The organism is Arthrobacter sp. R4 (genome assembly GCF_051365025.1).
Classification (GTDB): domain Bacteria; phylum Actinomycetota; class Actinomycetes; order Actinomycetales; family Micrococcaceae; genus Arthrobacter.
In genome coordinates this window covers 76,148-101,085 of record NZ_JBLWIJ010000015.1, presented here as the reverse complement: position 1 = coordinate 101,085, position 24,938 = coordinate 76,148, and the positions used below count along the sequence as shown (strand labels likewise).

General features: G+C 66.0%; 25 protein-coding genes. 17 read left to right on the top strand and 8 right to left on the bottom strand.

The window, feature by feature from the left end; genetic code table 11:
- Window positions 1–264 precede the first annotated feature (264 nt).
- The 3 genes from ACLKOZ_RS10500 to ACLKOZ_RS10490 form a co-directional block, all read right to left on the bottom strand.
- Window positions 265–777, bottom strand: a complete 513-nt coding sequence (locus ACLKOZ_RS10500) for a universal stress protein (protein ID WP_436474930.1) — start codon at window positions 775–777, stop codon at window positions 265–267.
- 53 nt (window positions 778–830) lie between these two features.
- Window positions 831–1,553 carry a class F sortase gene (locus ACLKOZ_RS10495; protein WP_436474928.1) on the bottom strand — a complete coding sequence of 241 codons (723 nt, stop codon included), beginning with the start codon at window positions 1,551–1,553 and terminating at the stop codon, window positions 831–833.
- 100 nt (window positions 1,554–1,653) lie between these two features.
- Window positions 1,654–2,403, bottom strand: a complete 750-nt coding sequence (locus ACLKOZ_RS10490) for a hypothetical protein (RefSeq protein ID WP_436474926.1) — start codon at window positions 2,401–2,403, stop codon at window positions 1,654–1,656.
- A gap of 366 nt (window positions 2,404–2,769) precedes the next feature.
- On the opposite strand from ACLKOZ_RS10490, the gene ACLKOZ_RS10485 reads away from it, so the two are divergent.
- From ACLKOZ_RS10485 to ACLKOZ_RS10475, 3 genes are all read left to right on the top strand, one after another.
- Window positions 2,770–2,970, top strand: coding sequence for a hypothetical protein (locus tag ACLKOZ_RS10485; protein ID WP_337348634.1), 201 nt, complete (start codon window positions 2,770–2,772; stop codon window positions 2,968–2,970).
- Window positions 2,971–3,033: 63 nt separating this feature from the next.
- Complete coding sequence (locus ACLKOZ_RS10480; protein ID WP_436474924.1) at window positions 3,034–4,188, top strand: WD40/YVTN/BNR-like repeat-containing protein; 1,155 nt, start codon at window positions 3,034–3,036, stop codon at window positions 4,186–4,188.
- The gene (locus ACLKOZ_RS10475; protein ID WP_436474923.1) at window positions 4,181–4,468 is read left to right on the top strand and encodes a MoaD/ThiS family protein; all 288 of its coding nucleotides are present in this window, start codon (window positions 4,181–4,183) and stop codon (window positions 4,466–4,468) included. Before ACLKOZ_RS10480 ends, ACLKOZ_RS10475 begins: the two co-directional genes overlap by 8 nt.
- Window positions 4,469–4,553: 85 nt before the next feature.
- Here the strand turns inward: ACLKOZ_RS10475 and ACLKOZ_RS10470 are convergent, their stop codons facing one another.
- Window positions 4,554–4,790: a hypothetical protein gene (locus tag ACLKOZ_RS10470; protein WP_436474921.1), complete on the bottom strand. Its 237-nt coding sequence runs from the start codon at window positions 4,788–4,790 to the stop codon at window positions 4,554–4,556.
- Window positions 4,791–4,962: 172 nt separating this feature from the next.
- On the opposite strand from ACLKOZ_RS10470, the gene ACLKOZ_RS10465 reads away from it, so the two are divergent.
- Window positions 4,963–5,451, top strand: coding sequence for a hypothetical protein (locus ACLKOZ_RS10465; RefSeq protein WP_436474919.1), 489 nt, complete (start codon window positions 4,963–4,965; stop codon window positions 5,449–5,451).
- 9 nt (window positions 5,452–5,460) lie between these two features.
- Here ACLKOZ_RS10465 and ACLKOZ_RS10460 read toward each other — a convergent pair whose 3' ends face one another.
- Window positions 5,461–6,687, bottom strand: coding sequence for a pyridoxal phosphate-dependent aminotransferase (locus tag ACLKOZ_RS10460; protein WP_436474917.1), 1,227 nt, complete (start codon window positions 6,685–6,687; stop codon window positions 5,461–5,463).
- A 100-nt stretch (window positions 6,688–6,787) separates the two neighbouring features.
- On the opposite strand from ACLKOZ_RS10460, the gene ACLKOZ_RS10455 reads away from it, so the two are divergent.
- Window positions 6,788–8,521, top strand: a complete 1,734-nt coding sequence (locus ACLKOZ_RS10455; protein ID WP_436474915.1) for a glycoside hydrolase family 13 protein — start codon at window positions 6,788–6,790, stop codon at window positions 8,519–8,521.
- A 54-nt stretch (window positions 8,522–8,575) separates the two neighbouring features.
- Here the strand turns inward: ACLKOZ_RS10455 and ACLKOZ_RS10450 are convergent, their stop codons facing one another.
- Both ACLKOZ_RS10450 and ACLKOZ_RS10445 read right to left on the bottom strand, forming a co-directional pair.
- Entirely contained in the window at window positions 8,576–10,270 is a 1,695-nt protein-coding gene (locus ACLKOZ_RS10450; RefSeq protein ID WP_436474913.1) for an alpha-amylase family protein, read from the bottom strand.
- The gene (locus tag ACLKOZ_RS10445; protein ID WP_436474911.1) at window positions 10,267–11,259 is read right to left on the bottom strand and encodes a TIGR03885 family FMN-dependent LLM class oxidoreductase; all 993 of its coding nucleotides are present in this window, start codon (window positions 11,257–11,259) and stop codon (window positions 10,267–10,269) included. Before ACLKOZ_RS10445 ends, ACLKOZ_RS10450 begins: the two co-directional genes overlap by 4 nt.
- Before the next feature lie 104 nt (window positions 11,260–11,363).
- Between ACLKOZ_RS10445 and ACLKOZ_RS10440 the strand changes: the two genes are divergently transcribed.
- Entirely contained in the window at window positions 11,364–12,452 is a 1,089-nt protein-coding gene (locus tag ACLKOZ_RS10440; protein WP_436474909.1) for an ATP-dependent DNA ligase, read from the top strand.
- Between the two features lie 115 nt (window positions 12,453–12,567).
- Here ACLKOZ_RS10440 and ACLKOZ_RS10435 read toward each other — a convergent pair whose 3' ends face one another.
- Window positions 12,568–13,887 (bottom strand): MFS transporter, encoded by a 1,320-nt coding sequence (locus tag ACLKOZ_RS10435; RefSeq protein WP_436474907.1) that lies wholly within the window; start codon window positions 13,885–13,887, stop codon window positions 12,568–12,570.
- Between the two features lie 232 nt (window positions 13,888–14,119).
- On the opposite strand from ACLKOZ_RS10435, the gene ACLKOZ_RS10430 reads away from it, so the two are divergent.
- The 11 genes from ACLKOZ_RS10430 (at window position 14,120) to ACLKOZ_RS10380 (ending at window position 24,865) form a co-directional block, all read left to right on the top strand.
- Window positions 14,120–14,947: an IclR family transcriptional regulator gene (locus ACLKOZ_RS10430; protein ID WP_436474905.1), complete on the top strand. Its 828-nt coding sequence runs from the start codon at window positions 14,120–14,122 to the stop codon at window positions 14,945–14,947.
- Between the two features lie 131 nt (window positions 14,948–15,078).
- Window positions 15,079–15,960, top strand: a complete 882-nt coding sequence (locus tag ACLKOZ_RS10425) for a shikimate dehydrogenase (RefSeq protein ID WP_436474903.1) — start codon at window positions 15,079–15,081, stop codon at window positions 15,958–15,960.
- Window positions 15,960–17,903, top strand: coding sequence for a bifunctional sugar phosphate isomerase/epimerase/4-hydroxyphenylpyruvate dioxygenase family protein (locus tag ACLKOZ_RS10420; RefSeq protein ID WP_436474901.1), 1,944 nt, complete (start codon window positions 15,960–15,962; stop codon window positions 17,901–17,903). Before ACLKOZ_RS10425 ends, ACLKOZ_RS10420 begins: the two co-directional genes overlap by 1 nt.
- Window positions 17,904–17,958: 55 nt before the next feature.
- Entirely contained in the window at window positions 17,959–18,834 is an 876-nt protein-coding gene (gene pcaH / locus ACLKOZ_RS10415; RefSeq protein WP_376047425.1) for a protocatechuate 3,4-dioxygenase subunit beta, read from the top strand.
- 3 nt (window positions 18,835–18,837) lie between these two features.
- Window positions 18,838–19,404, top strand: a complete 567-nt coding sequence (gene pcaG / locus ACLKOZ_RS10410; RefSeq protein WP_436474899.1) for a protocatechuate 3,4-dioxygenase subunit alpha — start codon at window positions 18,838–18,840, stop codon at window positions 19,402–19,404.
- Complete coding sequence (locus tag ACLKOZ_RS10405; protein WP_436474897.1) at window positions 19,401–20,897, top strand: lyase family protein; 1,497 nt, start codon at window positions 19,401–19,403, stop codon at window positions 20,895–20,897. Before pcaG ends, ACLKOZ_RS10405 begins: the two co-directional genes overlap by 4 nt.
- Window positions 20,890–21,708, top strand: coding sequence for an alpha/beta fold hydrolase (locus ACLKOZ_RS10400; protein WP_337348649.1), 819 nt, complete (start codon window positions 20,890–20,892; stop codon window positions 21,706–21,708). Before ACLKOZ_RS10405 ends, ACLKOZ_RS10400 begins: the two co-directional genes overlap by 8 nt.
- Complete coding sequence (gene pcaC / locus ACLKOZ_RS10395) at window positions 21,705–22,166, top strand: 4-carboxymuconolactone decarboxylase (RefSeq protein WP_436474895.1); 462 nt, start codon at window positions 21,705–21,707, stop codon at window positions 22,164–22,166. Before ACLKOZ_RS10400 ends, pcaC begins: the two co-directional genes overlap by 4 nt.
- 98 nt (window positions 22,167–22,264) lie before the next feature.
- A complete protein-coding gene (locus tag ACLKOZ_RS10390; RefSeq protein WP_436474894.1) occupies window positions 22,265–23,464 on the top strand; it encodes a thiolase family protein in 1,200 nt (399 codons plus the stop codon).
- Between the two features lie 16 nt (window positions 23,465–23,480).
- Window positions 23,481–24,170 carry a 3-oxoacid CoA-transferase subunit A gene (locus tag ACLKOZ_RS10385; RefSeq protein ID WP_436474892.1) on the top strand — a complete coding sequence of 230 codons (690 nt, stop codon included), beginning with the start codon at window positions 23,481–23,483 and terminating at the stop codon, window positions 24,168–24,170.
- A gap of 2 nt (window positions 24,171–24,172) precedes the next feature.
- Window positions 24,173–24,865 (top strand): 3-oxoacid CoA-transferase subunit B, encoded by a 693-nt coding sequence (locus tag ACLKOZ_RS10380; protein WP_436474890.1) that lies wholly within the window; start codon window positions 24,173–24,175, stop codon window positions 24,863–24,865.
- Window positions 24,866–24,938 lie beyond the last annotated feature (73 nt).

Here is a 24,938-nt window from a genome sequence, read left to right as displayed (position 1 = left end):
GGGGGTATGGAGGGGGCGGGCTTAGGTAGGTGCTGTTGCCAGGGACCGGGAAAAAGGGCAACAAAAAGCTCCGGAGTGCGTTATTGGGGGATACGCACTCCGGAGCAGCTTTTGGGCAGTTTACCCATCCATTCCATCAGGCTGGATCGGTCTGCTTGAACCAGCTTACTTGCCGGTAAGGCGGTCCGCCACCACCTCGAATAACTACTTTCACTTTATTATTCCGGGGCGTCGTAGCCATGGCGTTCTGCGGCAGCTGCGGCCTTATCCGGCGTCCTCGTGGGCGGGCATCCGGTATGGAACCACCAGTACGGGCCTGCTCTGGTGATGGCTGAGCCAGGCGGCTACGGAGCCGCTGAGCGCCTCGGAAATCCGGTGCGCGAGTCCCCGTTCGGAGGTCCCCACAATGATCATGGGTGCGTTGGTCTCCGCCGCGAGCCGGGCGAGGGCGCGTGCAGGATCGCCGGCCAAGGTGCGGAGGGTCCAATTGATGGGAGGGTCTCCAGCGGTGGTGACGGCGTCGTCAATGACCGCCCTGATTTCCATTGTCACGGCACGGACGTCCTCGTCATCCTTGTCAGGATGGAGGGACAGCCTGTGCGCGGAGCGGGCCGGATCCCATTCGACCAGGTAGCTCGCCTCGTCTACGTACGCGCAGAGCAAAGGGGCGGAGAGCCGCACTGCGAGTTGGGTCGCGGTACGGAGGACCTCGGGGTGCTGATCAGGGATAACACCCACCAGCAGGGGAGGCGGACCGCTGAATCGTTCTGGAGTCATAAGCTCATTCTCTGCCCGGCGGGTGTGCTTGAACAGTGTCCGGGAGTTCGTTCCTAGGCTGGTGAGGCCGAGACCACCACGTTCTTCCCCCACGGATCTTCCGTGTAGCAACTGATCAGCACCAGCCTGCTGGGCACCATGTCCCAGATGGGGCTGTCCTTGAGTGTGGCCTTGAGGTACGTGGTCACAGTGTCCACGCGATACCGGATAATTCCGGTGGCGGTGACTACATCGAACTCGTCGCCCACTGCTGCCGCGGAGCTGAGGTGGTTAAACGGGGCGTCCTGGCCTTCCCAGCTGTGGCCAATGACGTAAGTGGTGTTGTTCGATCCGTTTCCCGGCACACCGAAGGGTGTTAGCCAATAACCATCCATGGTGGTGGGCGGCACGATTGTCTGGCTCTCGACGGCGGTGCTGTCCGGCGCGAGTGGATGTACGGCTGTGTCCATCGCAGCCTTCGGATAGACGACCCGCAGCGGCGGCGAAGCAGCCGGCAGGACGGGACCTGCGGCGACGGGCACGGCAGTTGGTGCGTGCGTGGGAGAGGACGGCAGGCCCGAAACGGCCAGGGGCAATGGCAGTTCGATCGACGACGTTCCCGCCGAGTGCACCGTGGCGGTTGTTCCGGGCGCGGCGGCCCCATGCTGGTCCAGCAGCGGCCCGCCAAACGTGAAGGAAAAGAAACCCAGAACACCGCAGGCAAGGATGGCCAGGTCGGCGCGGTTCCAGCCGCGGCGCCGTTTCGCCAGTTCGTGCCTGCCGGTTTGCTTTGCCACGATGCTCCTTAGGCTTTTCGAAAATGTGCTTACAGGAAGGGCGCCCCGCCTTGGGTTGGCGGGGCGCCCTGCAGGTCAGATGGCCCAGTCCGAACTGGTGCTAGCCTGCCTCTGCCTCCAGGGACCTGCGGCGGACAGCAACCACTGCGCCTGCGCCCAGCATCACGGCCAGGCCCGCTAGCCACGTAGGAGCACTTTCAGTTCCGCCCACTGCCGTCTGGGCGTTGAAGCCGCGGTTGGTGCCTTGGCTGACGGCCTGCGCCCCGGTGGCGCGTGGTGGAGTCGTGCCGGAAAGCACGACTTGATTGGTGTTGACGGGGTCGACGGGGTCCACGGGGTCGACGGGGTCAACGGGGTCCACCGGGTCGACGGGGTCAACGGGGTCGACGGGGTCGACGGGGTCAACGGGGTCGACGGGGTCAACGGGGTCCACCGGGTCGACGGGGTCAACGGGGTCCACCGGGTCGACGGGGTCAACGGGGTCCACCGGGTCGACGGGGTCAACGGGGTCCACCGGGTCAACGGGGTCAACGGGGTCGACAGGGTCGACCGGGTCAACGGGGTCCACCGGGTCGACGGGGTCCACGGGGTCAACCGGGTCCACGGGGTCCACCGGCGGATAAACCGGAGGCTCCTCGCCCGGCGGCAGCGGTGCGCAGTTGGCGATGTAGGTAATCTTTCCGGCGTTCGTCCAGTTCAGGCCGCCCGGTATGGAGTTGTTCGGCGGAATGATGTCGGTGGCATGCCCGTCGTGGCCATTCAGGCCGTTCACGTTGAAGGCAATTGCGTCCCAACCCGTTCCGGTTGATGAGCCGTCGTGGCAGACGATGACCATATTAGGAGCAGCCATTGCTGGTGCTGTCAGACTAATCAGCCCCAGCCCCATGACCCCCAGTGCTGCAAAGGTACGTTTCATTGTTTTCTCCCCAGTGTGTGTGAAACGGACCATGATGAGGGGAGTAGCGGTGACTCTGAGTGCCCCAGCAGCACGGTCAGCTTGCTTGTCACTTCAGGCTAGGGTGGCCCCAAGAGGCAGTCGCGAGTAGCAGGTACTCGACTTTAAAGGCCGCTGAACTGCGGCGATACCTGCTACTACGCGGAATCCGCGGGAATACTACTTGTTCCCTCCGCACGTAACCGGCTTCGGGGACTCGCACCCTTGAACGTGGACATGCCCGCGCCTAACGTATGAGTCATACGAAAGGGCGTGACGGGCATGGAAATTTACATGTGGTGGCTGGACTTGGACCTTGCATCCAAGGAATGGCTCCGGGAGAACCTGCGTGCGGAGGAGCTGCCCCTCCCGGTGCTGCAGGGCATCGCCGAAGCGGGTGGGCCCCACCCTGAGAATCCCGTCTCGGTGCTCACTGAAGCGGACTGGGACTTCATCGAGACCCAGTCCGAGTTCGTGGACTAACGCCGCCGGACTAAGAGCCGGCCCTGTCGAAAACCGTTGCGGCCTTCCGGCCGGAGTGGTTGCATGGGGTGCATGGCATCCACAGAGAGCTTTGTCCTGGCGATCGGAACCAAAAAGGGCCTGTGGCTGGCCACCAGCCAAGACAGGCAACAGTGGTCCTTCTCCGGCCCGCACTTTTTGATGAGCGAAATTCCCAGCATTGGCATCGACACGCGAGACGGCCGCACCCGGATTATGGTGGGGGTCCGGTCCGAACATTGGGGGCCTACCGTGGCCCACTCCGATGACCTCGGCGCCACCTGGTCCGAGCCCGAACAGGGGGCGATCACCTTCCCCGAAGACACCGGAGCCGCCGTCGAGCGTATCTGGCAGATCTATCCGGACGCAGAGTCGCGGCCCGGAGTGGTCTGGGCAGGCGCCGAACCCATTTCCGTGTGGAAATCCACTGACGGCGGCGAACACTTCGAGCTGAACCGCGGGCTGTGGGACCACCCGCACCGCAGTGAGTGGGGTGCCGGCTACGGCGGCGCTGCCGCCCATTCGATCGTGGTGAACCCGGCGGGTGACAACGTCCATATCGCCATGAGTACCGGCGGCGTATACCGCTCGCTCGACGGCGGAGCGTCCTGGGAGGCCAGGAACAAGGGTATTTCGGCCTACTTCATGCCGGACCCCAACCCGGAATTCGGCCAGTGTGTGCACAAGATCGCTGCGGATGCCGCCGTCGAAGGCCGCCTCTACGCCCAAAATCACCACGGCGTGTACCGTACGGACGATAACGGCGAGCACTGGGAATCCATCGCGGAGGGGCTGCCTGCGGACTTTGGCTTTGTGATGCTCACACACCCCCGGCGGGAGGGGACTGCCTGGGTGGTGCCGCTAAAGGCCGACGGCGAACGTATCCCTCCCGAAGGAAAGCTTGCAATGCACCGCACGGACGACGCCGGAGCCACCTGGAAGCGCCTCTCCACCGGACTGCCCGAGGGGGAATACAACAGCGTGCTCCGGGACGCCGCGTGCGTGGACTCCGCCGAGCCGGTGGGCGTCTACTTCGGGACCCGCGGCGGCGCGGTGTACGCCAGCGCGGATGAAGGGGAGACATTTACGGAAGTTGCCAGCCATCTTCCGGATGTTCTGTGTGTCCGCGCCGCCCTGGTGGCGGGAGCAGGACTGCCGGAGTCGCGTGTTCCGGAAACGGTGGCGTCCCAGGGTGCCTGATATCCGCCTGGTGCTGCCCAGCATCCTGCAGCCCCTGGCCGGCGGGCAGTCCATCCTGACTGCGCCCGCCGAAGGCTCGATGACGGTGCGGAAGCTCCTGGACTCGGTAGCCGGGGATTACCCCGTGCTGGCGAGGCGCCTGCGGGACGAGACCGGTGCCTTGCGCAGGTACGTGAACGTCTACGTGAACGGCGACGAGGTGCGCAGGCTCCAAGGCCTGGAAACTGAGGTGGCGGACGGTCAGGAAGTTCTGATTATCCAGTCGGTTGCCGGCGGCTGAACCGGCTTGGCTCCATGACGGCGGGCAGTCCTGACTGACTGCGCCCGCCGTCGTGGTGCTGTTTGAGTGGCACGAACGTTCCTGGTCAGGCGATGCGCCACACGCTGCATTCGTCGGTATTGATTGCTTTGCGCATTCCTGTGCGGCGGTCCATGATCCAGACGACTCCGATGCCCGGAGCCGTTTCCTGGACGCTTCCACGGCGGATCACAACGTCGTCGTAGCTGGGCCCAACCGAGAGACGGGCTTCGATTTCGTCGCCGCGGTGGAGCTGGTCCAGGGCGCGGACCCGGGTGACATGGGCTTTGACTTCCTTCAACATGGCTGGGGCCTCCTGGACTGGAGCTGGACGCCTGCGCTTGCCGGCACTTCCAGTGTGGCGGGGCATTGTTGCGCCCGCGTTTCCTGACGGTTAGGAGCCGGTTAGATCCCTGCGCCGGGCCCGTTTCCGCGTCCGCCAGCCGATCCAGTGGCGGCGTGCCTAAGGTGGTGGCATGGAGATCATGGACGGGATCTGGACTGCCGTGCTGGGGGCTGCAGCGGTGGCACCCCTGGCCACGTTCGGGGTGGTCCTGGTGGCCTACCTGACGTACCGGCAGAAGTCGCACGCGGACCGGCGCGACCAATGGTGGAAGCGCGCCCAGTGGGGCATCGACTCGGCCCTGAGCGATGCTGATCCCCAGCGGCGGCTGGCGGGGATGAAAGTCCTGGTGCAACTGATCGGCAGCGACCTCGCCACGGCTGAAGACGCCGAGCTGATGAGTGCGCTGGCCGTTGGCATCCAGGACCAGGAACTGGACCGCCTGGCCTCCCTGGAAGGCGTCCCAGGGGTCCGTCCCGGAGCCGGCCAGCGCCCGGATCGTGACGTGCCGCTGCCCTCCCGAAATATTGCGGTGCCGGTGGGGTCGGCGGCGGCGGCCCACATCCTGCGGGAGGCTGAGAAGCTCATTGCCGTCGCGAAGGAGCGCTCAAACCAGCCCTGACTCCCGCGGTCAGTCCACCACACTGCTGCGGTAGGTCGCCAGGAACGTGGAGATCCTCCGCACGGCTTCCTCGATGTCCAGGACGGAGGGGAGGATCACAAAGCGGAAGTGGTCCGGAGCGGGCCAATTGAAGGCCGAGCCGTGGGACACCAGGATCTTTTGGTCCTGGAGGAGGTCCAGGACGAACTGCTCATCACTCCTGATCGGGTAAAGCTCCGGGTCCAGACGGGGAAACAGGTACATGGCTCCCGCCGCAGGGACGCACGTGACGCCGGGGATGGCCGTGAGGAGCTTGTACGCCAGATCGCGTTGGTCGCGCAGCCTGCCGCCCGGCTTCACCAGCGCCTCGATGCTTTGGTAGCCGCCCAGGCACGTCTGGATTGCATGCTGGGCCGGAACGTTGGGGCACAGGCGCAGCGAGGCAAGGAGCTCAAGTCCCTCGCGGTAGTCGGCAGTGGCGGCGTGCGGTCCAGTGACCGCCACCCAGCCCGCCCGGTACCCCGGCATGCGGTAGGCCTTGGACAAACCGCTGAAGGTCAGGACGCACACGTCTTCGGCCACGGAGGCCGTGTGGATGTGGGTAGCGTCCTCGTAAAGCACCTTCTCGTAGATCTCGTCCGAGAACAGGACCAGGTTGTGCTTCCGGGCCAGCGCAGCAAACTGTTCCAGGATGTGCCGCGGGTAGACAGCACCGGTGGGGTTGTTCGGGTTGATGATCACGATCCCCTTGGTGCGGTTGGTGATCTTTGCCTCGACATCGGCCATGTCCGGCCACCAGTGCTCAGCCTCATCGCAGAGATAGTGCACCGGCTTGCCTCCGGTCAGGGTCACCGCGGCCGTCCACAGGGGGTAGTCGGGGGCCGGGACCAGGATCTCATCGCCGTTTTCCATAAACGCCTGCAGGCACATGGAAATGAGCTCACTGACACCGTTCCCGATGAAAATGTCCTCCACGCCGATCTGCATGAGGCCACGGGTCTGGTAGTACTGCGAGATGGCCGTCCGGGCGGAGAAGATCCCCTTGGAATCGCTGTAGCCCTGGGCGTCCCGCAGGTGGTGGATCATGTCCACCACCACTGACTCCGGCGCCTCCATGCCGAACGGTGCGGTGTCCCCGAGATTCATCTTGAGGATCCGGTGCCCCTCGGCCTCCATGACCTTGGCCGCCTGGAGGATGGGCCCGCGGAGTTCATACCGGACGTTCTGGAGTTTGCTGGAGTGTTGCATAGGGCGCATGGTTGATCTTTTCATAATGGGGGCCATTGACCGCAGTACCTGCGGGAACCAGACTTTCACTGAGCCCGTATCCCGCCGCGCCGCGTCCCAGTAGGAAGCCATGACCAGCCAGGAAATCCAGTCGGAAACGGCCCGCCGAGCGGGACGGGAATGGTTCAAAAGCGCCGTGGTCTACCAGATCTACCCGCGCAGCTTCGCCGATTCCGACGGCGACGGCGTGGGCGACCTCCGCGGGATCATCGGCCGGCTCGACTACCTACAGGACCTCGGCGTCGACGTCGTCTGGCTCTCCCCTGTGTACCGCTCACCGCAGGACGATAACGGCTACGACATCAGTGACTACCAGGACATTGATCCGGTGTTCGGGGACCTCGACACGCTGGACGAACTGCTGGACGGCCTCCACGCCCGCGGCATGAAGCTGGTGATGGACCTGGTGGTCAACCACACGTCCGACGAGCATCCGTGGTTTGTCGAGTCCCGCTCCTCCCGGGACAACCCGAAACGGGACTGGTACTGGTGGCGCGCCCCGCGGGACGGCACGGAGCCGGGTGTGCCAGGGGCCGAGCCCAACAACTGGGGTTCGGCGTTCTCCGGCCCGGCGTGGGAGTACGACGCCGCCAGCGGCGAGTACTACCTGCACCTTTTTTCGAAGAAGCAGCCGGACCTGAACTGGGAAAACCCCGCGGTCCGGGCCGCCGTCTACGACATGATGAACTGGTGGCTGGACCGCGGTGTGGACGGTTTCCGGATGGACGTCATCAACTTCATTTCCAAGGACCCTTCCCTGCCGGACGGGCCGCGGGCTGACGGCATGCTCTACGGCGACGGCGGCCCGCACTACATCTGCGGTCCGCGGATCCACGAGTTCCTCCAGGAGATGCACCAGGAGGTCTTCGAGGGCCGGGATAAGGACCTGCTGACCGTGGGCGAAATGCCTGGCGTCACCGTGGAGGACGCCGTCCTGTTCACCGACCCCGCCCGGGCGGAGGTTGACATGGTCTTCCAGTTTGAGCACGTGGCCCTGGACCAGGAGGGCGGCAACAAATGGCGGCCCAGGAAGCTCCGGCTCACCGACCTGAAGAAGTCACTGGGCCGCTGGCAGGAGGCGCTGGGGGAGCGCGGGTGGAACAGCCTCTACTGGGGCAACCATGACCAGGCCCGGGCCGTGTCCCGCTTTGGCGACGACGGCCAATACCGTGACGTGTCCGCCAAGATGCTGGCTGCCGTCCTCCACCTGCACCGTGGCACGCCGTATGTCTACCAGGGCGAGGAGTTGGGCATGACCAACATGACCTTCGGCGCCATCAGTGACTACCGGGACATCGAAGTACTCAACCACCACCGCGAGGCCACCACCCACCTCGGCCACACCGATGCCGAGGTGCTGGCCGCCCTGGCACCACTGAACCGGGACAACGCCCGCACTCCCGTCCAATGGGACGCAACCCGCCATGGCGGCTTCACCACCGGGGCGCCATGGATTGCCGTGAACCCCAACGCCAACACCATTAACGCTGCCGCGCAGGTGGACGACCCGGACTCCGTGTACAGCTTCTACCGCAGGGTGATCGGCCTGCGCCACACGGACCCCGTGGTGGCCTATGGAGATTTCACTATGCTGCTGCCCGACGACGAACACGTCTATGCCTTCACGCGCTCGCTGCCGGACGCCGAACTGCTGGTACTGGGAAACTTCTCCGGGTCAGACCAAATAGCCGACGTCGGCGACCCCACATGGGCGGACGCTGCCCAAGTCCTGGGGAACTACCCACCCGACGGCGGTCCGGAGTTGCGGCCCTGGGAAGTGAGGGTCCTGCGCCGGGAACTGTAGGCCCACACGTGTCAGCTGCCGAGGAGCTGCCACACGGGCAGGGCGCCAGTCTGCTCAGGGCGCCAGCCGGTCGCCCGGCTGCTGCACGCGGAACCACCGGTAGCCGTAACGGCCCAGCTCTACGCTGAAGCCGCCGTCGGGCTCCAGCGGCACGTTGTCGCCGTCGAGCACGTCCAGCAAGGTGGCCCCCCTAAACGCCCGCTTCGGCCCGTCCTCAGGCCCCACCTTCCCGGTGATCTTGACCGTGCTGGTGCCGAAGTTGTGCAGCAGCACCATGGTGGCCCCGTCCGAGGTGCACGTGTGGGCGAAGACGCCAGGCTCAGGCTGGTCGATCACTGCGAACTCGCCCCAGCCGAGCTCCGGGGATTCGCGGTAGCGCTGGATCAGCTTGGCCATGAAGTTCCAGAGGGAATCCGGGTCCCGTTTGGCTGCGGAGGCGTTGACGTTCGCCGGACCGTACTCGCCGCGGGCCAGCGGGACCACGAGGTCGGACGCCTTGGCGCTTGAGAATCCGCCGTTCCTGGTGCTGTTCCACTGCATGGGCGTGCGAACCGCGGCGCGGCTCTTCTGCCGCAAGTCCTCCCCCATGCCGATTTCCTCGCCGTAGAACAGAACAGGGGTGCCTGGAAGGGAGAACATCAGGGAGTACACCATCCTGATCCTTTCGGCGTCGCCGCCGAGCATGGGTGGCAACCTGCGGCGGAGCCCGCGCCCGTAGATCTGCATGTTCTTCTCAGGGCCGAAGGCAGCAAAGACCTCCTGGCGCTCGGCGTCATTGAGCTTGTCCAGGGTCAGTTCATCGTGGTTGCGCACGAACATCGCCCACTGGTTGTCGGGGTGCAGTGGCGGGCGGCTCTTAAGGTTCTCGGTCAGAGGCCGGGCATCCTGGCGGGCCAAGGACAGGTAAAGGTGCTGCATAGTCATGAAGTCGAACTGCATGTTCAGCTCGTTGCCCTCGGCCCCGCCGAAGTATTCCAGTTGTTCCTTGTAGGGGAGGTTGACTTCGCCGAGCATCACGGCGCTGCCGTTGCGGCGGCCCAGGAAGCTGCGCAGCGCGCTGAGGTATTCGTGCGGATCGCGGTTGGCGGCCTCGTCCTTGGGCTGGCCCCGCGTTTCGAGGAAGAACGGCACGGCGTCCAGCCTGAATCCGTCCAGGCCCAGTTCAAGCCAGAGACCCATGGCCTTGGCGATCTCGTTGCGGACCTTGGGGTTTGTCACGTTCAGGTCCGGCTGGTGTTCGGCGAACATGTGCAGATACCACTCGCCGGTGGGCTCATCCTTGGTCCAGAGGGAGGTCTGCTCACCAGGGAAAACCACCTCGGAGGAGGTGTCCGGCGGAGTGTCGCTCCGCCACACGAAGTAGTCCCGATACGGGTTGTCCTTGGACTTCCGGGCCTCAACGAACCACGGGTGCTGGTTGGAGGTGTGGTTGACCACGAAGTCAGCGATGACGCGCATTCCCCGGTCCTTGGCGCTGCGGATGAACTCGACGAGGTCTCCCATGGTGCCCAGCCGGGAATCCACCGTGAAGAAATCCGTCACGTCGTACCCGTCGTCGCGGTCCGGTGACGGGTAGAACGGCATCAGCCAGATGCACGTCACGCCCAAGGCAGAGAGGTAGTCCACCCGCTGCGTGAGGCCGGCGAAATCACCGGTGCCGTCGCCGTCGTCGTCGAAGAAAGTCTCGACGTCCAGGCAGTAGATCACGGCATTTTTCCACCAGAGGTCCGAGGTCTCGGCGATCCTCACAGCCTGGCCTCCAGCGGGTCCGTAACGGCCGCCGGACGCAGCTGCGGCAGCACGTCGGTGCCGAACGTATCGATGAACGGCGCCTGCTCCTGCCCCACAAAGTGCAAGTACAACTCGTCGAAACCCAGGTCAACGTACCCGGCCAGCCACTCCGCGTGCCGGTCCAGGCTGGCGGAGATATTCACCGACTTCCGGACCTGGTCCTCACCGACGTGGCCGCTGACGCCGTCGAAATGGGCCGCAGTGGGGAGGTCCCACGGCACGGGAGGGGCGAAGGTGTTGGTCCTCCACTGGTCCAGCGCCGTGGCCACGGCGTCCTCCTCGCGCGGCGCCCACGACAGGTGCACCTGCAGGACCGCTTTGCCCTGGCCGCCGTTGTCCCGGTACGCGGCCAGCATGTGTTTCAGCTTGTCCGCCGGCTGGTTGACCGTCACCAGACCGTCCGCCCAGGCTGCGGCACGGCGGGCGGTCTCCACGCTGATGGCAGGGGCGATCAGCGGAGGCGGGGGTTCCGGCACGTCCCAGATCCGGGCCTGCTCTACGGTCACCAGCCCGTGGTGGGTGACCTCCTCGCCGCGGTGCAGGCGCCGGATGATGTCCACGCACTCCTCAAGCCGGCGCTGGCGGGTCTCCTTGGGCGGCCAGGCATCGCCCGTGACGTGCTCGTTCATGTTTTCGCCGCTGCCCGGCGCCAGCCAGAACCGGCCCGGGAACATGCCCGCCAGGGTGGCCGAGGCCTGCGCGGTGATGGCGGGGTGATAGCGCTGGCCCGGGGCGGTGACGACACCAAAGCGCAGGCTTGTGGTGGCCAGAGCGGCACCCAGCCAGGACCAGGCGAAGCCAGAGTGGCCCTGCCGGGCAGACCATGGCTCAATGTGGTCCGAGCACATGGCGGCGTCGAAACCCGCCTGCTCCGCGTGCTGGACGTCCTCAAGGAGCTGGCGGGGACTGATCTGTTCATGCGAGGCGTGAAAGCCGACGGTGACCATCGTTAAGGTCTACAGGTCCGCGGCGCATGGTGTCGAGGCTTTCAGCTGGGCTGTTCCTGGATCGGGCCTACCGCTGGCGCGGCCGCCGGGCAAGAATGGGGCCTATGAAACTTCCTGTGATGCCGCCCGTCCCGCCGATGCTCGCGAAAGCCGTCAGTGGATTTGGTGGTGTCCCGCAGGGGCGTGCACTGAGCTATGAGCCCAAGTGGGACGGCTTCCGGTCCATCATTTTCCGGGACGGCGACGACGTAGAGATCGGCAGCCGGAACGAGAAACCCATGACACGGTACTTTCCCGAGGTGGTGGAAGCGCTGAAGGCCAACCTGCCTCCGCGTTGCGTGCTGGATGGTGAGATCGTCCTGGTGGGCCGGTCGGGGGACCGGTTGGACTTCGATGCCCTGCAGCAGCGTATCCATCCGGCGGCAAGCCGGGTGAAACTCCTTTCGGAGCAGACGCCGGCGAAGTTCGTCGCCTTTGACCTGCTGGCACTCGGAGACGAGGACTACACCGGCCGGCCCTTCTCCGAGCGTCGGGCCGCCCTGGAGAAGGCGCTCGCCGGCAGCAGCGCACCAATCCACATCACCGCCGCCACCCAGGACAGGGCAGTCGCCGAGCAATGGTTCCAGCAGTTCGAGGGCGCGGGGCTGGACGGCATCGTGGCCAAGCACCTGGACAGCAGCTACCAGCCGGACAAGCGCGTGATGTTCAAGGTCAAGCACGAACGCACGGCGGACTGCGTGGTGGCCGGCTACCGGCTGCACAAGAGCGGACCGGATGCGATCGGCTCGCTCCTGCTCGGGCTGTACAAGGACGACGGCGCCTTGGCCAGTGTGGGTGTGATCGGCGCCTTCCCCATGAAGCGCCGCCAGGAACTGTTCGCCGAGCTCCAGCCACTGGTCACCGACTTTGAGGGACATCCCTGGGCCTGGGCCAAGCAGGAGGAAGGCGAACGGACGCCGCGGAACGCCGAAGGCAGCCGGTGGAGTGCGGGCAAGGACCTGTCCTTCGTGCCCCTGCGCCCCGAGTTGGTGGTGGAGGTCAGGTACGACCATATGGAAGGTGAGAGGTTCCGGCACACCGCACAGTTCAACCGGTGGCGGCCGGACCGGGATCCTGAGTCCTGCACCTTCGAACAGCTCGAAGAGCCGGTTAACTTCGATCTTGCCGAGGTGCTCCAAACCGGGCGGCCCTGACTCTCCGGCCACCTGCCGTCGCACTTTTGCTGCCGGAGTAGCCCATTTATCACCAGGGAAAGCCCGCCATTTGGGGGAATGGCGGGCTTTCCGGTCTCAAAAGTGGGCTGGTGCGTTACTTAAGGCCGAGCTGCTTGGTGGGAACCCGGAAGGTTTCCTTGGCCGTCAGCGCCGAGACCGCAGCGACGGAGCAGATGATGGCGGTGAAGATGCTGATCTGCACCCAGCCGCCGGGCTTGATGCCGCCCATTGCTGCCACGATCGCCGGGGCAAAGCCAGCCATCAGGAAGCCCAGCTGCGTGCCGATCGCCAGGCCCGAGAAGCGGACCTTTGTGCTGAACATTTCGGCGTAGAAGGACGGCCAGACGGCGTTGGAGGCAGCGTAGCCGCAGGAGAAGAACCCGATGGCTGCGAGGAACATCAGCGGGACGCTGCCGGATTCCAGGCTGAGCAGGAAGACCGGGGTAAGGATGGCGCTGGAGAGTGCGCCGTAGATGAAGACGGGCTTGCGGCCGATCCTGTCGGCGAGCTTGCCGAAAAGGGGCTGCGTGCCCAGGGCTACAAGGTTGGCGCCCACCACGAGCCACAACGTGGTGGTGCCGTCCACGCCGGCGACGGTCTTTGCGTAGCTGATGGCCAGCGTGCCGAACACGGTGGAGACGGCGGCAATGAAAGCGCAGCAGATGACCCGGAGGACGTCGCGCCAGTGTGCTTTGAGGAGGTCGGCGACGGGGAGCTTGGAGATCTGGGCGGTCTTCTGGGCTTCCTCGAAGGCGGGCGGTTCGTGCAGCGTGCGGCGGATAAAGAACGCAACAACAACCACGACGGCGCTGAGCCAGAACGGGACGCGCCAGCCGATGCCGTACTTGATCTCATCCGGGAGGGCCAGGACGGGGATGAAAACGAGGGCTGCGAGGATCTGGCCGCCCTGGGTGCCCGTGAGGGTCCAGGAGGTAAAGAAGGAGCGCTGGTTGTCAGGGGCGTGCTCCAGCGTCATGGAGGAGGCCCCTGCCTGCTCGCCCGCGGCGGAGAGGCCCTGGCACAGCCGAGCAAGGACCAGCAGGGCCGGAGCCCACCAGCCAACAGTGTTGAAGTCCGGCAGGCAGCCGATCAGGAAGGTGGAGGCACCCATCAGCAGGAGGGTGAACATCAGGACCTTCCGCCGGCCCACCCGGTCACCGAAGTGGCCGAGGATGACGGCGCCCACCGGGCGGGCCACGTATGCGAAGCCGAAGGTGGCGAAGGACATGATGGCCGCGTTCGCGTCAGCATTCGGGAAGAAGACCGTGGGGAAGATCAGGGCGGCGGCGGAACCGAAGATGAAGAAGTCGTAGTATTCGACGGCGCTGCCCAGGAAGCTTGCGAGGGCTGCCTTCTTCGGCGTCCCGGCCGGGGCAGCGATGCCTGGCTCGGCGGACGGAAGTATCTGGCTCATGGAGTTCCTTTGATGTGACGACATTGTCGCGGATGGATCAGGGGCTGGCCGACGGCGCGGCCTGGGATGGAGGCTTCGGTGCGGCACGGCTGGAGTTGCGGGGGAACCCGGACAGTAGCCACATGGTGGGAGCTACTTGTGCGATATAGCAATGATGACTGTGAGGGTGGTCACCTGTCAAGAAAATAATCACCATCTAGAAATAGTTGCCACCATGTGGCAATATCAGGTTATGAGTGTGAACCAAACCACAGTGGGCGATGACATGGCCGCCGAATCAAAAGCCGAGTCAAAGGCGGCTAAGGGTGACCGGACGGACATGGTGGGCAAGGCGCTTGGCCTCCTGGTCCTCCTGGGGGATGAACCCCGCGGCGCCAGTGCTGCGGAGATCTCCCGGCGTGCGGATCTTCCCTTCAGCACCACGTACCGCCTGCTGGGTTCGCTCACGCGGGACGGCTTTGTGGACTACGAAGCGGATGGGCGCCGCTACCATCTGGGGCTGCGCATCTTCCAGCTGGGCCAGCGGGTGTCCAACCATCACGGTTTCGCCGGCACGGCCATGCCCGTGCTCCGGCGGGTGACCGAGCAGACGGGTGAGGCCACCATCCTCAGTGTCCGCGACGGCCACCACCACCTGACGGTGAACAAGGTTGATGGTCCGCAGATGTTCCGGGTGACCAGCGATCCCGGCCACCTCGGTTCCCTGCACACTACGGCCGTGGGCAAGGCGCTGGTGGCATTTGCGGAGGACTCGGAGCGTGAACGCCTGCTGGAGGAGCTGGATCTCGAGCCTCTCACCGAGCGTTCCATCACGGACCGTGATGTCTTTCGCGCCGAAATAGATAAAGTCCGGCGCCAGGGGTTCGCGGTGATGGATGAGGAAAATGAGACCGGCATGCGGGCTGTGGCGGTTCCTCTTTTCAACTCCCAGGGCCACGCCTTCGCGTCCCTGGCCACGGCCGTTCCGGTCTTCCGCCTGAGCCTGGAAGCTCTCATAGCCCACGTCCCCCTGCTGCAGGAGGCGGCGGCCGAGCTGTCCGCCCGGCTCCCGCAGCGCTAGCCAATGTTCGCATCTCGAACAACAGTGCGAGATATGAACAAATGTTGTACTGTAATCCCTAACACCGGACCTGCTGCGCCTGCCTGGGCCTGCGCCGCCCGCCCGGTGCCGTTACCAAAGGAGCTGCACGGATGAGTAATCGAACTGAGTCCTACCTCGTAGGACTGGTCGGCGATGGCGTGATGCCATCACTCACCCCCCACATGCACGAACGCGAAGGCGACGTGCAGGGCCTGCGCTATCTGTACCGTCCCATTGACCTCCTGGAGCTCGGCCTCCCCGGGGAGTCCGTGGGCCACCTGCTGCAGAGCGCCCGCAGCCTCGGGTTCAACGGCCTGAACATCACCCACCCCTGCAAGCAGCTGGTGCTGCAGCACCTCGATGAGGTTTCGCCGGACGCCCTCCGGCTCGGTGCCGTCAACACTGTGGTGATCGAGGACGGCCGGTTCATAGGCCATAACACCGACTTCTCCGGCTTCGGCGCCGCGCTCGCCTCCGGCCTCCCGGGCGCGAAGCTGGACCGGGTGGTCCAGCTCGGTGCCGGCGGTGCGGGTTCCGCCGTCGCCTATGCCCTGCTCACCGCCGGCGTGAAGGCCCTGGACCTGGTGGACGTGGACACCGCACGCGGCACTGCGAAAGCCGAGGAACTGGCTGGCTTCTTCCCTGACAGCACCGTCACGCCGAGGACGACGGCGGAGCTGCCGCAGCTTTTGCCCCTCGCCGACGGCCTGGTGCACTGCACCCCCGTAGGAATGGCCGCACACCCGGGTGTCCCGCTTGACCTTGACCTGCTCGAAGCCCGGCACTGGGTGGCGGACATCGTTTACCGCCCCATCGACACCGAACTGGTCCGCGGCGCCCGGGCCAGGGGCTGCGACGTCCTGGACGGCGGCAGGATGGCCGTGGGACAGGCAGCGGATGCCTTCCGGATCTTCACCGGGCTGACGGCGGACGCGGACAGGATGCGGTCGCATTTCCTGGAGCTCGTGGCAGCGGAAGAGGTGGCCGCCTGATGCGCACCGGAATCGCCACCGTCTGCCTCTCCGGGACGCTGATGGAGAAGATGCAGGCCTGTGCCATCGCAGGCTTCGACGGCATCGAGATCTTCGAACAGGACCTGGTCACGTCACCGCTGACGCCTGAGGACGTGCGCAAGATGGCAGCGGACCTGGGCCTGACCTTGGACCTCTACCAGCCGTTCCGCGATTTCGACAGCGTGTCCGAGGACCTCCTGGCAGCCAACCTCCGCCGTGCTGACGCCAAGTTCAGGCTCATGGAGCGCCTGGGCATGGACACCGTCCTGGTCTGTTCCAACGTTGCCACCGCCAGCATAGACAGCGACGACCTTCGGACCGAGCAGCTGGCCGTGCTGGCCGACCTCGCGGGCCAGCACGGCGTCAAGGTTGCCTATGAAGCATTGGCGTGGGGCAAGTATGTCAGCGACTACGAACACGCCCACCGGCTCGTGGAGGCCGTGGACCACCCGAACCTGGGTACCTGCCTGGACTCCTTCCATATCCTGTCCCGCGACTGGGACACCGCACCCATTGAGGCCTTCAATCCGGACAAGATCTTCTTCGTCCAGGTGGCAGACGCCCCCAAGCTTTCCATGGACGTGCTGTCCTGGAGCCGGCACTACCGGGTGTTCCCGGGTGAGGGCCAGTTTGAGCTCGCCAAGTTCATGGGACACGTGGTCCGCGCGGGCTATGCCGGCCCGGTGTCACTGGAAATTTTCAACGATGTCTTCCGCCAGTCGGACGTGGAGCGCACTGCCGTGGACGGCATGCGGTCGCTGATCTGGCTGGAGGAGCAGAGCGCCAAGTGGCTGGACGCCAACGCTCCCGTTCTTTCCAGCACCGCCACCGGTGAGGCCGGCACCCAAGCCCCGGTCCGCCGTCGTTATCCCATGGAACTGGCCACCCTCCCCCAGGTGGCAGAACCGGCTGGGTACAACTTTGCCGAGGTCAAAGCTGCCGATACCGCCGGGCTCGAAACCCTCCTGGGCCAGCTGGGCTTCGAGTTCAACGGCCGCCACCGCACCAAGGATGTCCAGCTCTGGACCATGGGCCACGCCCGGGTGATCATCAACGAAGCCGGCCCCGGGTCGGGGGATGATTCGCCGGCGATCGCAGCCCTTGGCTTCGACGTCGATTCGCCCGTGATTGCTTCCGCCCGGGCCCAGCAGCTCAAGGCTCCTGCAGTGCCGCGCAAGAGCCAGGCCAACGAGGAAGTGTTCCAGGGCTTCGCCGCCCCGGACTCCACCGAGATCTTCCTGTGCCAGGGCAGCCCGGACGGGACAGCGGCCTGGACCAGCGAATTCGGCGAGGGGCTGGACGTGCCCGCGGCGGGCGCTACCGCCGTGATCGACCACGTGAACCTGGCCCAGCCCTGGCAGCACTTCGACGAAGCAGTCCTCTTTTACACCAGCGCCCTGGCCCTGGCACCGCAGCCGTTCGCCGAGGTGCCCAGCCCCACCGGCCTGGTCCGATCCCAGGTGATGCTCACCGAAAGCCGCGCCGTGCGCCTGGTGCTGAACCTTGCCCCGCTCATGCAGCAGGATGGCGCCTCGGACGGTTCGGACGCTCTGGACTCCGACGGCGGGAGAACCGGTACGCGCAGGACCTACCAGGAACACATCGCGTTCGCCGTGGACGACCTCGTGGCCACTGCGCGGGATTGCAAAGCCCGCGGTCTGGAGTTCCTGGAGATCCCGGCGAACTACTACGAGGACCTGGACGCGCGGTTCGGCCTGGCGCCGGAGTTCCTGGCAACCCTGCAGGAACTGAACCTCCTCTACGACCGCGACGCCGACGGTGAGTTCCTGCACTTCTACACCGCCACCGTGGGAAGCGTGTTTTTCGAAATGGTGGAACGCCGCGGCAGCTATGACGGCTACGGCGCGCCCAACGCCCCCGTCCGGCACGCTGTGCAGTACGACCACCAGCAGCGGCGCTGACGCTGCCCCGGAACCCTTCAACTCAACCAGCAAGCAACCACGAAAGGAGCCAGCCGTGCCGCAGCACACCAATGCCCAACAGCTTGACACCGACGAGCTCGTACCGGCCGCCGAACCACATGCCGGCCACCTGCCCCTGGACCGTGCAATCGAGACCCAGGCCGACCTCAGTGCAGAGATCAACGCCCTGGGAGACGCTTATGCTCGGGCACTCAAGGACGGCGCCGCCGTCGAGACCCAGCCCCGCCTGGACTACCCGCCCTACCGCAGCAGTATCCTCCGGCACCCCACCAAGAGCCTGCACCACGCAGACCCGGAGACCATCGAGCTGTACTCGCCGGCGTTCGGACACCAGGACGTGCACGCCCTGGAGTCGGACCTGACCATCCAGCACAACGGCGAACCACAGGGTGAGCGCATCATCGTCGCCGGCAAGGTCCTGGACGGCGACGGCCGCCCGGTGGCCGGACAGCTCGTGGAAATCTGGCAGGCCAACGCCGCCGGCCGGTACATCCACAAGCGCGACCAGCACCCGGCCCCGCTGGACCCCAACTTCACGGGCATCGGCCGCTGCATCACCGGCCCGGACGGCTCCTACCGGTTCACCACCATCAAACCCGGCGCCTACCCGTGGAAGAACCACCTCAACGCCTGGCGCCCGGCCCACATCCACTTCTCGATGTTCGGCACCGAGTTCACCCAGCGCATCATTACGCAGATGTACTTCCCCGGCGACCAGCTTTTCCCGCTGGACCCCATTTACCAGACCATCGTGGACCAGGACGCCCGCGACCGCCTCGTGGCCAAGTATGACCACAACCTCACGGAGCCGGAGTGGGCCCTGGGCTACAACTGGGACATCATCCTGACCGGGCCCAAGCGGACCTGGACCGAAAACGAGGCGCTCGGCGCAGAAGGTGATGAGGACTAGGCAATGAGCAACCAGACCACCCAGCTTGTTCCCACCCCCGGCCAGACGGTGGGCCCGTTCTACGGCTACGCCCTGCCGTTCGAGAAGGACAACGAACTCCTGCCCCCGGGTTCGCCGGGCTCCATCCGCCTCCAGGGCACCGTGTACGACGGCGCCGGGGAGACTGTCCCGGACGCCATCCTGGAAATCTGGCAGCCCGACGCCGACGGCAAGGTTGTCCAAAAGACCGGTTCGCTGGTCCGGGACGGCTACACCTTTACCGGCTGGGGCCGCGGCTCCGTAGGCTACTCCGGCGTGTTCACGTTCACTACGGTCAACCCCGGCCCTACTTCCCCCGGGGCTGCGCCGTTCATTTCTGTGGCCCTCTTTGCCCGCGGCCTGACGAACCGCCTGTTCACCCGCATTTACCTGCCGGAGAACGGGGAAGCCCTGGCCAAGGACCCGCTGCTCAGCACCCTGGATCCGGAACGCCGCAAAACCCTGATCGCACGCCGCGATGCGGACGGCGGGCTGACCTGGGACATCCACCTGCAGGGTCCGAACGAAACAGTCTTCCTGGACTTCCAATGAGCGACCCCGCCCTGGGCAGGTTCGGAAGCGCGGCCGACGGCGATGTCGGCCTGCTGAGTCCCGTCTCGGCATCACCACTGGTGCTGGCTTTGACCGGGGACCGCGCGGTGCTGGCGGCGATCCTCGCCGTCGAATCCGGCTGGGCCGCCGTGCTGGAGAAGGCGGGCCTGGCGCCTGCCGGTTCCGCCGCCGTCGTGGCCTCCGCCGCGGAAGCCGGCCGCTACGACGCCGCAGACATCGCGCTCCGTGCCCTGGGTGGAGGCAATCCCGTGATCCCGCTCCTCGCCGATTTGCGGAAGCAGGTCCGGGCGAGGGACACGTCCAACGTAGGCGCAGTGAAGGCGGTGCATACGTCACTGACCAGCCAGGACGTGCTGGACACCGCCCTGATGCTGCTAGCCCGCAACACGGTCGAGGCGCTGCTGGCAGACCTGAAAACCACGACGGCGGCACTCGCCGCCCTTGCGGAACAGCACGCGGAAACGCTGTGCGTGGGCAGGAGCCTGACCCAGCACTCGTTGCCGTTCACTTTTGGGCTCCGCGCTGCGCAGTGGTTCCACGGCATCGCCGCCGCAGGCAGGCAGCTGGAGGACCTGGAGCTGCCGGTACAGTTCGGCGGTGCAGCAGGAACACTGGCCGCCGGGACCGTGCTGACCTCCGGGACGGCGTCCACGCCCTTTGGCCTGGCCGATTCGCTGGCCGCGCAGCTGGGCCTGGCCGCAGCGTCCGCACCGTGGCACACCAACCGCCTGGCCATCACGTCCCTCGGGCATGCGCTCGCCTCGGTGCTGGACGCCTACGGCAAGATCGCCGCCGATGTCCTGTTCCTCAGCCGGCCGGAAGTTGCCGAGCTCGCCGAACCGCGTGCCGCGGGCCGGGGTGTGTCCTCGGCCATGCCGCAGAAGCAGAACCCCATGCTCTCGGTCCTGGTTCGCAGTGCCGCCCTCCAGGCGCCGCAGCTGGCGGCGCAGCTCCACCATGCTGCCGCCAACTTCAACGACGAACGTCCCGATGGGGCCTGGCACACGGAATGGCCTGCCCTGCGCGGGCTGCTAAGGCTGGCCCTGGCCGCCGCGGGGCACGTCAAAGAGCTGACGGAAGGCCTGCAGGTCTTCCCGGACGCCATGCGCCGCAACCTGGACCTTGCCGGGCCGCTGCTGCTGGCCGAAGGGGTGGGGGCCGCCGTCGCGCCTCTTCTGGAGGACAAGGACGGAGCCACCGGAAAGCAGCAACTCCAAGCCGTAGTGGACCGAAGCCTCGCGGCACCGGCAGCGGAACAGGCCGCTACCTACCGGCGCCTGCTCCGCGAGGCTGTGCCGGCCGGCCAGCTCACCGATCTCCGGCTGGAACAGCTCCTGGATCCGGCCAGCTACCTGGGCCAGGCCACCGAGATCACCCGGCGTATCCTCGCTGCTTTTCCAGACTTTGCGCAGTCCCCAGTTCCTGCAGAGAACCATTCCGCCAACGACGCGAACGGAGCCAACCATGGCTAAACCCACCCTGAAGGCAGTGCTGCTTTCGCCCCAGCGCCAGCTGGGGGACAGGCCCCTGCTGGTCGCGGGCCCGTCCCTGGGCACATCCACCCTCCTGTGGACCGAGGCGGCAACACTGCTCGGCACCGACTACGACGTCGTGGCGTGGGACCTGCCCGGCCACGGCGTCTCCCCGGCAGCCACCGAAACCTTTGACGTGGCCGACCTCGCGGACGCAGTGGTGGACCTCGTGGACTCCATCGCACCCGGGGCTGCCTTCCACTACGCGGGTGTTTCGCTCGGTGGCGCCACCGGCCTACAACTCGGTATCAAGCATGGCGAACGCCTCAAGAGCCTTTCTGTCCAGTGCAGCGGCGCCAAGCTGGGCACGCCCGAGGGCTGGCTGGAACGCGCCGAAACCGTACGCAGCCAGGGCACGCCCGTGATGATCCAGGGCTCCGCGGAGCGGTGGTTCGCGCGGGGCTTTATGGACCGCGAACCCGCGCGGAGCAGCCGCCTCCTGCACGCCCTCCGCGACGCCGACCGCTTCAGCTACGCCTTCTGCTGCGAGGCCCTGGCATCCTTTGACGTCCGCGGGGACCTCGGCAGCATCAGCGTCCCCACGCAGGCACTGGCGGGTGCCGAGGATACTGTTGCGCCGCCGTCGTTCGCCGAAGAAGTGGCGGCGGGAATTACCGCCGGCGGAGGCACTGCCAGCGCCGTGACGCTGGGCGGAGTTGCGCACCTGGCGCCGTTTGAGGCACCCGGGCACGTGGCCGATCTTCTCCGGAACCTCATCTCCTGGAGCGAATCCCGGGAGGCAGCCAAGTGAGCGGGCTTCCGGGCAGTGAACGGAACGGCGTCGTCCAGCCGGACGCCACCAGCCAGGAGATTTACGACGGCGGCATGGTGGTCCGCCGCGAGGTGCTGGGCGCCGCCCATGTGGACCGGGCCAACGCCACCAAGGACGAATTCACCGACGACTTCCAGGACATGATCACGCGGATCGCGTGGGGTGGCATCTGGACCCGCCCGGGCCTCAGCCGGCAGATGCGCTCTGCTGTGACCATCACCGCCATGGTGGCCTACGGGCATTGGGAAGAGCTGGCCATGCATATCCGCGCAGCCATCAACAACGGCCTGAGCAGGGACGAAATCAAGGAAATCCTGCTCCAGACCGCCATCTACTGCGGTGTTCCCTCCGCAAACACAGCCTTCAAGACCGCCCAGCAGGTGTTCCGTGACATGGACAACACAGCAACGGACACCCCCGCGGGCCCACCCAACTAGCACCCCACCCAACTAGGTAGCAGCAGATGTCGTTTTGAGCCCTCATAACGACATCAGCTGCTACCTAGTTGGGCCCCACACAGATTTAGAGGAGCACCATGAATCAGGCTTTTGTGTACGACGCCGTGCGCACCCCGTTCGGGAAGTTCGGCTCCGGCCTCGCGGCCGTCCGCCCGGATGACTTGGCAGCGCACGTGATCACCGAGTCGGTAAAGCGCGCGCCCGGGCTCGATCCGGAGCGGATCGACGAGGTTGTGTTCGGCAACGCCAACGGCGCCGGCGAGGAAAACCGCAACATCGCCCGGATGGGTACGCTTTTGGCCGGACTGCCGGTGTCCATCCCGGGTACCACGGTGAACCGGCTCTGCGGCTCCTCCCTGGATGCCGCGATTATCGCCTCGCGCCAGATCAACGCCGGCGACGCCGAGCTGATGCTGGTGGGCGGCGCCGAGTCGATGTCCCGTGCCCCCTGGGTGCTGCCCAAGACGGAAAAGCCCTACCCCGCAGGGGACATGACCCTGGCCTCCACCACGCTGGGCTGGCGCCTGGTGAACAAGGCCATGCCTCAGGAATGGACCATCTCCCTGGGCGAGGCCACGGAGCGGCTGCGCGAGAAGTACGGTGTGACCCGCGAGGCGCAGGACGAATTCGCCGCGAACTCGCACAACCTGTCCGCCGCGGCGTGGGACGAGGGTTTCTACGACAACCTCGTGGCCCCGGTTCCGGGAACGGACCTGGTCCGGGACGAAGGCATCCGCGCCGGCTCTTCCGCCGAGAAGCTCGCCGGGCTGAAGACCGTGTTCCGGGCCGAGAACGGCACGGTCACGGCTGGAAACGCGTCGCCGTTGTCCGACGGCGCCTCCGCGGCCTGGATCGGCTCCGAAGCTGCCGCCGGGCTGCTCGGGCTCGAACCGCTGGCCAGGATCGCGGGGCGCGGCGCTCACGGCAATGACCCCCAGTACTTCGGCTACGCCCCGGTGGAGGCCGCCAACAAAGCCCTCGCAAAGGCGGGCATCAGCTGGGACCAGGTCGGCGCCGTCGAACTTAACGAAGCGTTCGCCGCGCAGTCCCTGGCCTGCATCAACGCCTGGGGCATCGACCCCACGATCGTGAACCGGCACGGCGGTGCCATCGCGATGGGCCACCCGCTCGGCGCGTCCGGGACCCGGATCCTGGGCACCCTCGCCCGGTCGCTGCAGGCCTCGGGTGAACGCTGGGGCGTGGCCGCGATCTGCATCGGCGTTGGGCAGGGCCTGGCCGTGGTGCTTGAAAACGTCACTGCCGGTGCTTCGGCGTAAAGGAAAGGGCTAAACGATGCTGAATTTCGTAGACACTGTGGCCGATGCCGTTGCCGGCATCCGGGACGGTTCCACCGTGATGATCGGCGGGTTCGGCAATGCCGGGCAACCGTTCGAACTGATCGACGCGCTGATGGACTGCGGCGCCACCGACCTGACTGTGGTGAACAACAACGCCGGCCAAGGCGACCAGGGCCTTGCGCTGCTGATCAAGGAAGGCCGGGTGAAGAAGATGATCTGCTCCTTCCCGCGGCAGTCCGACTCCTGGCACTTCGACGCCAAGTACAAGGCCGGGCAGATCGAGCTGGAACTCGTCCCGCAGGGCAACCTGGCCGAGCGCATCCGGGCCGCCGGCGCGGGAATCGGCGGGTTCTTCACCCCCACCGGGTACGGCACCATGCTCGCCGAGGGCAAGGAAACCCGGATCATCGACGGCCGCGGCCAGGTCTTTGAGACCCCCATCCACGCCGACGTCGCACTGATCAAGGCCCTCAAAGCCGACGGCAAGGGCAACCTCGTTTACCGTAAAACCGCACGGAACTTCGGCCCGATCATGGCCGCCGCCGCCAAGCAGAGCATCGTCCAGGTTTCCGAGATCGTCCCCACCGGGGCACTGGACCCGGAAAACATCGTGACCCCGGGAATCTACGTCAACACCGTTGTCCGCGTGGCCGCAGCCGCCGGAACACCAGAACAGGTGGCCTGAAAATGAGCGCACAGACCAACAGCCAGACCAGCATCCAGACCTCCGAGACGCCACTGGGCCGCGACGACCTCGCCCGGCTCGTGGCCCGCGACATCAAGCCCGGCTCGTTCGTGAACCTGGGCATCGGCCAGCCCACCCTGGTGTCCAACTACCTCACCGCGGACCAGGACATCACCCTCCACACCGAGAACGGCATGCTGGGCATGGGCCCCGAAGCCAAGGGCGACGAGATCGACGGCGACCTCATCAACGCCGGAAAGATCCCCGTCACGGAACTCCCGGGAGCCTCGTACTTCCACCACGCCGATTCGTTCGCGATCATGCGCGGCGGGCACCTGGACATCTGCGTCCTGGGCGCTTTCCAGGTCTCCGCCACGGGCGATCTCGCGAACTGGCACACCGGTGCCCGTGGCGCGATCCCGGCCGTGGGCGGCGCGATGGACCTCGCCACGGGCGCCAAGGACGTGTTTGTGATGATGACGCTCCTGACCCGCGAGGGTGCCTCCAAGATCGTGGAAGCCTGCACCTACCCCCTCACCGGTGTCGGCTGCGTGACCCGCGTGTACACGGACAAGGCGGTGTTCCTTACCGGGCCTGAGGGCGTCCAGGTCCGCGAAACCTTCGGCTGCACCCTCGAGGAGCTCCAGGAACTGGTGCCGGTCCCGCTCACAGCAGCCCCCGCCGTCGCGCATTAACACTGGCCCCGGCGCGAACTTGGCAGCAGATCCCCTCAAACCCATGAGTTGAGGGGCATCTGCCAGTTCCCGC

Coding starts and splice junctions, on each gene's coding strand:
- ACLKOZ_RS10425 (WP_436474903.1), top strand. CDS start 15,079: ATGAGTAATCGAACTGAGTCCTACCTCGTAGGACTGGTCGGCGATGGC.
- ACLKOZ_RS10465 (WP_436474919.1), top strand. CDS start 4,963: ATGGAGATCATGGACGGGATCTGGACTGCCGTGCTGGGGGCTGCAGCG.
- ACLKOZ_RS10400 (WP_337348649.1), top strand. CDS start 20,890: ATGGCTAAACCCACCCTGAAGGCAGTGCTGCTTTCGCCCCAGCGCCAG.
- ACLKOZ_RS10480 (WP_436474924.1), top strand. CDS start 3,034: ATGGGGTGCATGGCATCCACAGAGAGCTTTGTCCTGGCGATCGGAACC.
- ACLKOZ_RS10390 (WP_436474894.1), top strand. CDS start 22,265: ATGAATCAGGCTTTTGTGTACGACGCCGTGCGCACCCCGTTCGGGAAG.
- ACLKOZ_RS10490 (WP_436474926.1), bottom strand. CDS start 2,403: ATGGCTGCTCCTAATATGGTCATCGTCTGCCACGACGGCTCATCAACC.
- ACLKOZ_RS10385 (WP_436474892.1), top strand. CDS start 23,481: ATGCTGAATTTCGTAGACACTGTGGCCGATGCCGTTGCCGGCATCCGG.
- ACLKOZ_RS10430 (WP_436474905.1), top strand. CDS start 14,120: ATGAGTGTGAACCAAACCACAGTGGGCGATGACATGGCCGCCGAATCA.
- ACLKOZ_RS10380 (WP_436474890.1), top strand. CDS start 24,173: ATGAGCGCACAGACCAACAGCCAGACCAGCATCCAGACCTCCGAGACG.
- ACLKOZ_RS10470 (WP_436474921.1), bottom strand. CDS start 4,790: ATGTTGAAGGAAGTCAAAGCCCATGTCACCCGGGTCCGCGCCCTGGAC.
- ACLKOZ_RS10500 (WP_436474930.1), bottom strand. CDS start 777: ATGACTCCAGAACGATTCAGCGGTCCGCCTCCCCTGCTGGTGGGTGTT.
- ACLKOZ_RS10420 (WP_436474901.1), top strand. CDS start 15,960: ATGCGCACCGGAATCGCCACCGTCTGCCTCTCCGGGACGCTGATGGAG.
- ACLKOZ_RS10440 (WP_436474909.1), top strand. CDS start 11,364: ATGAAACTTCCTGTGATGCCGCCCGTCCCGCCGATGCTCGCGAAAGCC.
- ACLKOZ_RS10445 (WP_436474911.1), bottom strand. CDS start 11,259: ATGGTCACCGTCGGCTTTCACGCCTCGCATGAACAGATCAGTCCCCGC.
- pcaG (WP_436474899.1), top strand. CDS start 18,838: ATGAGCAACCAGACCACCCAGCTTGTTCCCACCCCCGGCCAGACGGTG.
- ACLKOZ_RS10455 (WP_436474915.1), top strand. CDS start 6,788: ATGACCAGCCAGGAAATCCAGTCGGAAACGGCCCGCCGAGCGGGACGG.
- ACLKOZ_RS10405 (WP_436474897.1), top strand. CDS start 19,401: ATGAGCGACCCCGCCCTGGGCAGGTTCGGAAGCGCGGCCGACGGCGAT.
- ACLKOZ_RS10460 (WP_436474917.1), bottom strand. CDS start 6,687: ATGCGCCCTATGCAACACTCCAGCAAACTCCAGAACGTCCGGTATGAA.
- ACLKOZ_RS10435 (WP_436474907.1), bottom strand. CDS start 13,887: ATGAGCCAGATACTTCCGTCCGCCGAGCCAGGCATCGCTGCCCCGGCC.
- ACLKOZ_RS10485 (WP_337348634.1), top strand. CDS start 2,770: ATGGAAATTTACATGTGGTGGCTGGACTTGGACCTTGCATCCAAGGAA.